This window comes from Bradyrhizobium sp. 23, from assembly GCF_023073295.1.
In the GTDB taxonomy this organism is placed as follows: domain Bacteria; phylum Pseudomonadota; class Alphaproteobacteria; order Rhizobiales; family Xanthobacteraceae; genus Bradyrhizobium; species Bradyrhizobium canariense_D.
In genome coordinates this window covers 69,246-75,770 of the sequence record NZ_JADPJF010000070.1, presented here as the reverse complement: position 1 = coordinate 75,770, position 6,525 = coordinate 69,246, and the positions used below count along the sequence as shown (strand labels likewise).

The window sequence follows — 6,525 nt, the reverse complement described above, 5'->3', positions numbered from 1 at the left end:
CGGCGAAGATCGGATCGAGCCGATCGACCACCTGTTTCTCGCCGCCGATCATCATGCAATAGCCGCGGTCGAGGCCCCAGACGCCGCCGGAGGTGCCGACGTCGACATAGTGGATGCCGCGCTCCTTCAGCGCCTTGCCGCGGCGGACGTCGTCCTGCCAGAACGTGTTGCCGCCGTCGATGATGACGTCGCCGTCCTGCATCGCAGCCGCGATCGTGTCGATCGTGGTCTCGGTGATGTGGCCGGCCGGCAGCATCACCCAAGCCGTGCGCGGCCGCTCCAGTTTCGCAATGAACTCTTCGAGCGTCGCCGAGCCTGTCGCGCCGTCTGCGGCAAGGCCCGCGACGGCCTTGGCGTCCTTGTCATAGACCACGGTCGAATGTCCCTGGCGCATCAGGCGGCGAACGATATTGCCGCCCATCCGGCCGAGGCCGATCATGCCGAGTTGCATTTGAGGAATTCCCTTAGTTCAGTGCGTCGTTAAGCGCCGCATTGAGCGCCGCGAGACCCTTCTTGAGCCCGCCCTTCAAGTGGACCCGCAGCGCGCGCCGGCCGCGCTCGGTAAGCACGTCGAAGTCGCCGCGTGCCTGCGCGGCCTTGATCACGCCGAAGCTGGCCTTCTGGCCCGGCACCGGCAGGTCCCTGGCATCGTCGGCGGTGATCTGGAGGAACACACCGGTGTCGGGGCCGCCCTTGTAGGCCTGTCCTGTCGAGTGCAGGAAGCGGGGGCCGAACTCGGCGCAGGTCGCAACGTGTCGTTTCTCGCGCACCTCGAGCCGCATGGTCTGGAGCGCGTCGATCGTCGCCTTGTCGCGCGCGATGTAGCCGAGCAGGGCGACATAATCGCCATGGTTGGAGCGCGACAGATGCGCCTTCAGCCACGAGGTGAGGTCGCCGTTGGCGCCGGCGGCGCGCAGGGCTGCGGCATTGGTCTCGTCGGTGTAGAGATCGGCCTCGGTGGTGCTGACCACCGGCTGCTCGGCCGGCAGCGCGCCGGTCTTTTCGAACGAGGCGGTGAGCTCTCGGGTCTTGATCTTGGCCGCTTCCACGTCCGGCTGGTCGAACGGGTTGATGCCGAGGATGCTGCCCGCGACCGCCGTTGCCATCTCGAAGCGGAAAAACTCCTGGCCGAGATGGTCGATCGACTTCATCACGATGCGCACGACGGGATGGCCGGCCGCTTCGATCGCAGCAAGCTGCGAGTCATGGGCGGCGTCCGCTTCGCCCTCGATACGGATGTCGATGAAGAGCCGGTCATTGCCGTAGACCGCCGGCTCGCCCAGCGGCTCGCCGTCGATCGGGATCAGGCCCTTGCCGTCCTTGCCGGTCGATTCCGCGATGAGCTGCTCGGCCCAGGCGCCGAAATCGGCAATCTTCTTCGACGACAGGATCGTCACCTTGTCGCGGCCTTCGAGCGCTGCATGGCCCATGGCAAGGCCGAGCTGCACGCCGGGGTTCTCGGCCGGCGGCACGTCCGGTCCGCAGGAGCGGGCCATCGCAAGCGCGTGCTTGATGAAGGTCTTGATATCGACGCCCGCGGTTGCCGCCGGCACCAGGCCGAACGGCGAGAGCACCGAGTAGCGTCCGCCGATGGAGGGCTCGCCGTGGAAGATGCGCGCATAGCTTAGCGTCTTCGCCGCCGTCTCCAGCGACGATCCGGGATCAGTGACCGCAATGAAGCGACGGCCGGTCTTGACCTTCGGTCCGACCGCCTGCGCGACGCGCTCGTGGAAATAATCCTTCATCGCATTCGGTTCGGTGGTGCCGCCGGACTTGCTGGAGACGATGAACACGGTGTTGGCGATGTCGATCCTGGCCTCCATTGCCCGCACCTGCGCCGGATCGGTGGAATCCAGCACGTGCAGCTTCGGGAACCCGGGCTTCTTGCCGAAGGTCTCGGCCAGCACCTCCGGCCCGAGGCTTGACCCGCCCATGCCGAGCACGACGGCGTCGGAGAATTTCTGGCCTTTCACGCGGCTGGCATAATCCTCATAATCGGCGACGTCGGCCTTGGCGGCGCTGTCGAGCCAGCCGAGCCATTTGTCCTCGTCGGTGCCGGTCCAGACCGATTTGTCCCGTTGCCACAGCCTGCGGATCTTTGCCGACGCGCGCCATTCCTCGGTGCTCTTGGCCACGGCCTTGCCGAGGCCGTCGCCGAGCGAGAGCAGCTGGCGGTCGATCGCAGGCCCGAGCACGGTGGCGCGCTTGTGGGCGACAGCGCCATAGAGCTTGTCGGCGGCGTCGGCGAACTGCTTGACGCCGTCCTTGACGAGTTCCTCGGTGATAGCATCGAGCGAGACGCCGGAGCGCTCCAGTTCTTCCAGCACGCGCCTGGCGTCGTCGACATTCTCTTCCAGGCTGTCCCGCGGCGTGCCGTGGTCGCGGAACGCATCCAGTGTCGCCGGCGGCACGGTGTTGATGGTGTCGGGACCGATCAATTCCTCGACATAGAGGACGTCGCTGTAGTCCTTGTTCTTGGTGCCGGTCGAGGCCCACAGCATGCGCTGCGGCTTGGCGCCCTTGGCCGCGAGCTTGTCCCAGCGCGGACCTGAGAACAGGCGCTTGTAATCCTGGTAGGCGACCTTCGCATTGGCGATCGCGACCTTGCCCTTCAGCGCGGCGAGCCGTTCCTTCTCACTCGGGTCGTTGGCGCGGGCGATCTTCTCGTCGAGCTGTTTGTCGACCACCGAGTCGATACGGCTGACGAAAAAGCTCGCCACGCTCGCCACGTGCAAGGGGTCGCCGCCGCCTGCGACGTATTTCTCCAGGCCGGCGATATAGGCCTCGGCAACCTGCAGATAGACGTCCCTGGAGAACAGCAGCGTGATGTTGATGCTGATGCCGTCGCCGATCAGGGTCTCGATCGCCGGCAGGCCCTCCGGCGTCGCCGGCACCTTCACCATCAGGTTCTTGCGGTTGACGTCCTTCCAGAGCCGCCGCGCCTCGGTGACCGTGCCGGCGGTGTCCATCGCCAGATAGGGCGAGACTTCCAGGCTGACATAGCCGTCGCCGCCCTTGAGGCGGTCATAGACCGGACGCAGCACGTCGGCGGCGTTCTGGATGTCCTCGACCGCGACGGCCTCGAACAGGTCGGCGACCGACTGATCGCCGCGCTTCAACGCCTTGCCGATCGGCGCGTCGTACTCGTCCGAGCTGCCAATCGCTTTCTCGAAGATCGAGGGGTTGGAGGTGACGCCCTTGACGCCGTCGGTATCGATCAGCCGCTTCAGGTCGCCCTTGGCGATGAAGCCGCGGGCCAGGAAGTCCAGCCAGACGGCTTGTCCGTGCTTTTCCAGTTCTTTGACGGGATTCATGATGCTAATTTATCTCCAAGCCTGCGGGCGAGGGGTTTCCGCGCCGGTCCTGACGCGCTATCCTCTAGCTTACATGCTTCCTTGAGGGAACCAATCAAGGGTATGGGCGTCATATCCTCCAGTGTAACTCCGTCGCGATCATGGCGATCCGCGTAGAGGGAGCCGAGTTGCGTAAAAGGTCGTTGGCCGTGAGGAATCGGCTAGGCCCTTGTTGTGTAACGCCAGCTGCCTCGCCTCGCCGCCAGCGGCTGCGTGGAGTACTCATCAGCGGATTCCGGTCCGCCTGATGCATCGTGGCTCGGTCGCGAATGGCCATGCTGGGGGAAAGCATGCAAGCACATCATGACCGTCTGGCGCTCGCTGTCACAGACAGCCCCCAGTCGGTCACGTCGACCGGATGCGTCGATGCGTCCCACGATCTCGAAATCGGTCCATGTACGACCCAACTGCGGTTGCTGATCGTTGCGGGTTTCGCCATGACGCTGCTCAGCGCAACGCTCGCCTTGGGCTGGTGGAACGCTTTTGGCGATTACGACACGACGGTCGGCTATGCCGGCGTGGTGGCGTTCGCCGCGATGACCGGCCGGCTGATCTGGATGCTCCCCGCCGAGCGGGCATCGGTGGTGATCGTCACCCCCTATGGCATTCGCGACCTTCGCATCGGCAATGAATTTCTGCTGTGGGACTCGATCGCGGAGATTTCGGCTGAAGAACGCCGCGGGCGCAAGGTGATCGTGCTGACGCCGACGCCGGCCTTGCAGAGGCAGCTCTGCAGCATCCGCGGCTTGGCCCGCGGTGTGACGGACGATCGCATCGTCATCCGGTCGGAGGGCCTGGCGACCGATTTTGATACACTGCTGCGCGTTTGCCGCGACTGTCACGCCGCCGGCGGTCCACGCACCGCATTGCAGCAGGAAGATGAACGCGCCACGCAAGGCTTCGCCGCACAAGCGTCATAAGATCGCCGTTCGCAGACGGCTATGATGCGGCGCCGGATGAACGCATCCCCGGTAATGCCCGGATGTTGCGAGCGAGTGACATTTTCTGGAAATGAGCCAATATAGACAAAGATTCGCTCAAATATCAGGCAGGTGCCTGTTCGTAACTCACCCTGTGCCTACGTTGTGCGTTGCGCCGAGAAGGCGCCCGGGTGTCGAATGATCGTCATGTGCTCACGCTGATTCGAGAGTGGCGCTAAGGAACGGTCCGGTCGCTGCTTTCGTTCAATTGTGTAGCGGAACTCACGCGGAGAGGGATCATGTACAACGATTCTCTATTCAACGCTTTCGCTAAGTCGTTCGAGGCGAGAAGCCAACACGACATGTCGATGGCGGAGTATCTGGAATCGTGTCGAAGCGATCCCATGAAATACGCAAACGCGGCCGAACGACTGCTAGCAGCGATCGGTGAGCCCCAGACGATTGACACGGCCAAGGACCCACGCCTTGGCCGTATTTTTTTGAACCGCACGATCCGCACCTATCCGGCCTTCGCCGGCTTCTACGGCATGGAAGAAACCATCGAGCGCATCGTCGGTTTCTTCCGTCACGCGGCGCAGGGCCTCGAAGAGCGCAAGCAGATCCTGTATCTGCTCGGTCCGGTCGGCGGCGGCAAATCCTCGCTCGCCGAGCGGCTCAAGTCGCTGATGGAGGTGCATCCGATCTACGTGCTCAAGGCCGGCGACGAGCTCTCGCCCGTGTTCGAAAGCCCGCTCAGCCTGTTCGATCCGGATCAGCTCGGCCCAATGCTGGAAGAGAAATACGGCATTCCGCGCCGCCGTCTCACCGGCCTGATGAGCCCGTGGTGCTACAAGCGGCTGGAAGCCTTCGGCGGCGACATTTCCCAGTTCCGGGTTGCAAAGATCCAGCCGTCGCGGCTGCGCCAGATCGGGATCGCGAAGACCGAGCCGGGTGACGAGAACAACCAGGACATTTCCTCGCTGGTCGGCAAGGTCGACATCCGCAAGCTCGAAACCTACGCGCAGAACGATCCCGACGCCTACAGCTATTCCGGCGGCCTCAACCGCGCCAACCAGGGCGTGCTCGAGTTCGTCGAGATGTTCAAGGCGCCGATCAAAATGCTGCACCCGCTGCTCACCGCGACGCAGGAAGGAAACTATATCGGCACCGAGAATATCGGCGCGATCCCCTTCACCGGCGTCATCCTTGCGCACTCCAATGAAGCCGAGTGGTCGAGCTTCAAGGCCAACAAGAACAACGAGGCCTTCATCGACCGCATCTGCGTGATCAAGGTGCCGTACTGCTTGCGGATCACGGAGGAGCAGAAGATCTACGAGAAGCTGATCCAGGGCTCCGAGCTCGCGGCCGCGCCTTGCGCGCCCGCGACGCTGGAAACGCTGGCGCGGTTCTCGGTGATGTCGCGCCTGCGCAAGCACGAAAATTCCACGATCTACGCCAAGATGAGGGTCTACGACGGCGAGAGCCTGAAGGAGACCGATCCGAAGGCGCGCAGCGTCCAGGAATATCGCGATGCCGCCGGCGTCGACGAGGGCATGGACGGTGTTTCCACCCGCTTTGCCTTCAAGATCCTGGCTGCGACCTTCAACCACGATCCGCAGGAAGTCGCCGCCGACGCCGTGCATCTGATGTACGCGCTGGAGCAATCGATCAAGCGCGAGCAACTGCCCGAGGAAGTCGAGAAGCGCTACCTCGAATTCATCAAGGCCGACCTTGCGCCGCGTTATGCCGAGTTCATCGGCAACGAGATCCAGAAGGCTTATCTCGAATCCTACTCGGATTACGGCCAGAACCTGTTCGACCGCTACGTCGACTACGCCGATGCCTGGATCGAGGACCAGGATTTCAAGGACGCCGACACCGGCCAGCTGCTGGATCGTGAGCTTTTGAACCAGGAGCTGACCAAAATCGAGAAGCCGGCGGGCATCGCCAACCCGAAGGATTTCCGCAACGAGGTGGTCAAATTCTCGTTACGGTCGCGCGCCCAGAACGGCGGCAAGAATCCGACCTGGATCTCCTACGAGAAGATTCGCGATGTGATCGAAAAGCGGATATTCTCCCAGGTTGAGGACCTGCTTCCGGTCATCTCCTTCGGGTCGAAGAAGGACGGCGAGACGGAGAAGAAGCATGGCGAGTTCGTCGCACGCATGGTGGAGCGCGGCTACACCGAGCGTCAGGTTCGCCGGCTCGTCGAATGGTACATGCGCGTGAAGCAGGCCGGTTGAGGCGGATGG

Annotated in this window: 4 protein-coding genes; 2 read left to right on the top strand and 2 right to left on the bottom strand. The window is 63.4% G+C overall.

Features of this window, described 5'->3' with window-relative positions; translation table 11 throughout:
- A partial coding sequence (locus tag IVB32_RS18220; RefSeq protein ID WP_247410874.1) for an NAD(P)-binding domain-containing protein occupies positions 1 to 451 on the bottom strand: 451 nt, incomplete at its 3' end.
- 13 nt (positions 452 to 464) lie between these two features.
- Positions 465 to 3,314: a bifunctional transaldolase/phosoglucose isomerase gene (locus IVB32_RS18215; RefSeq protein ID WP_247370173.1), complete on the bottom strand. Its 2,850-nt coding sequence runs from the start codon at positions 3,312 to 3,314 to the stop codon at positions 465 to 467.
- A 308-nt stretch (positions 3,315 to 3,622) separates the two neighbouring features.
- On the opposite strand from IVB32_RS18215, the gene IVB32_RS18210 reads away from it, so the two are divergent.
- Together IVB32_RS18210 and IVB32_RS18205 are read left to right on the top strand one after the other, a co-directional pair.
- Positions 3,623 to 4,273: a hypothetical protein gene (locus IVB32_RS18210; RefSeq protein WP_085351899.1), complete on the top strand. Its 651-nt coding sequence runs from the start codon at positions 3,623 to 3,625 to the stop codon at positions 4,271 to 4,273.
- Positions 4,274 to 4,572: 299 nt separating this feature from the next.
- Positions 4,573 to 6,516 carry a PrkA family serine protein kinase gene (locus IVB32_RS18205; RefSeq protein ID WP_018454065.1) on the top strand — a complete coding sequence of 648 codons (1,944 nt, stop codon included), beginning with the start codon at positions 4,573 to 4,575 and terminating at the stop codon, positions 6,514 to 6,516.
- Positions 6,517 to 6,525 lie beyond the last annotated feature (9 nt).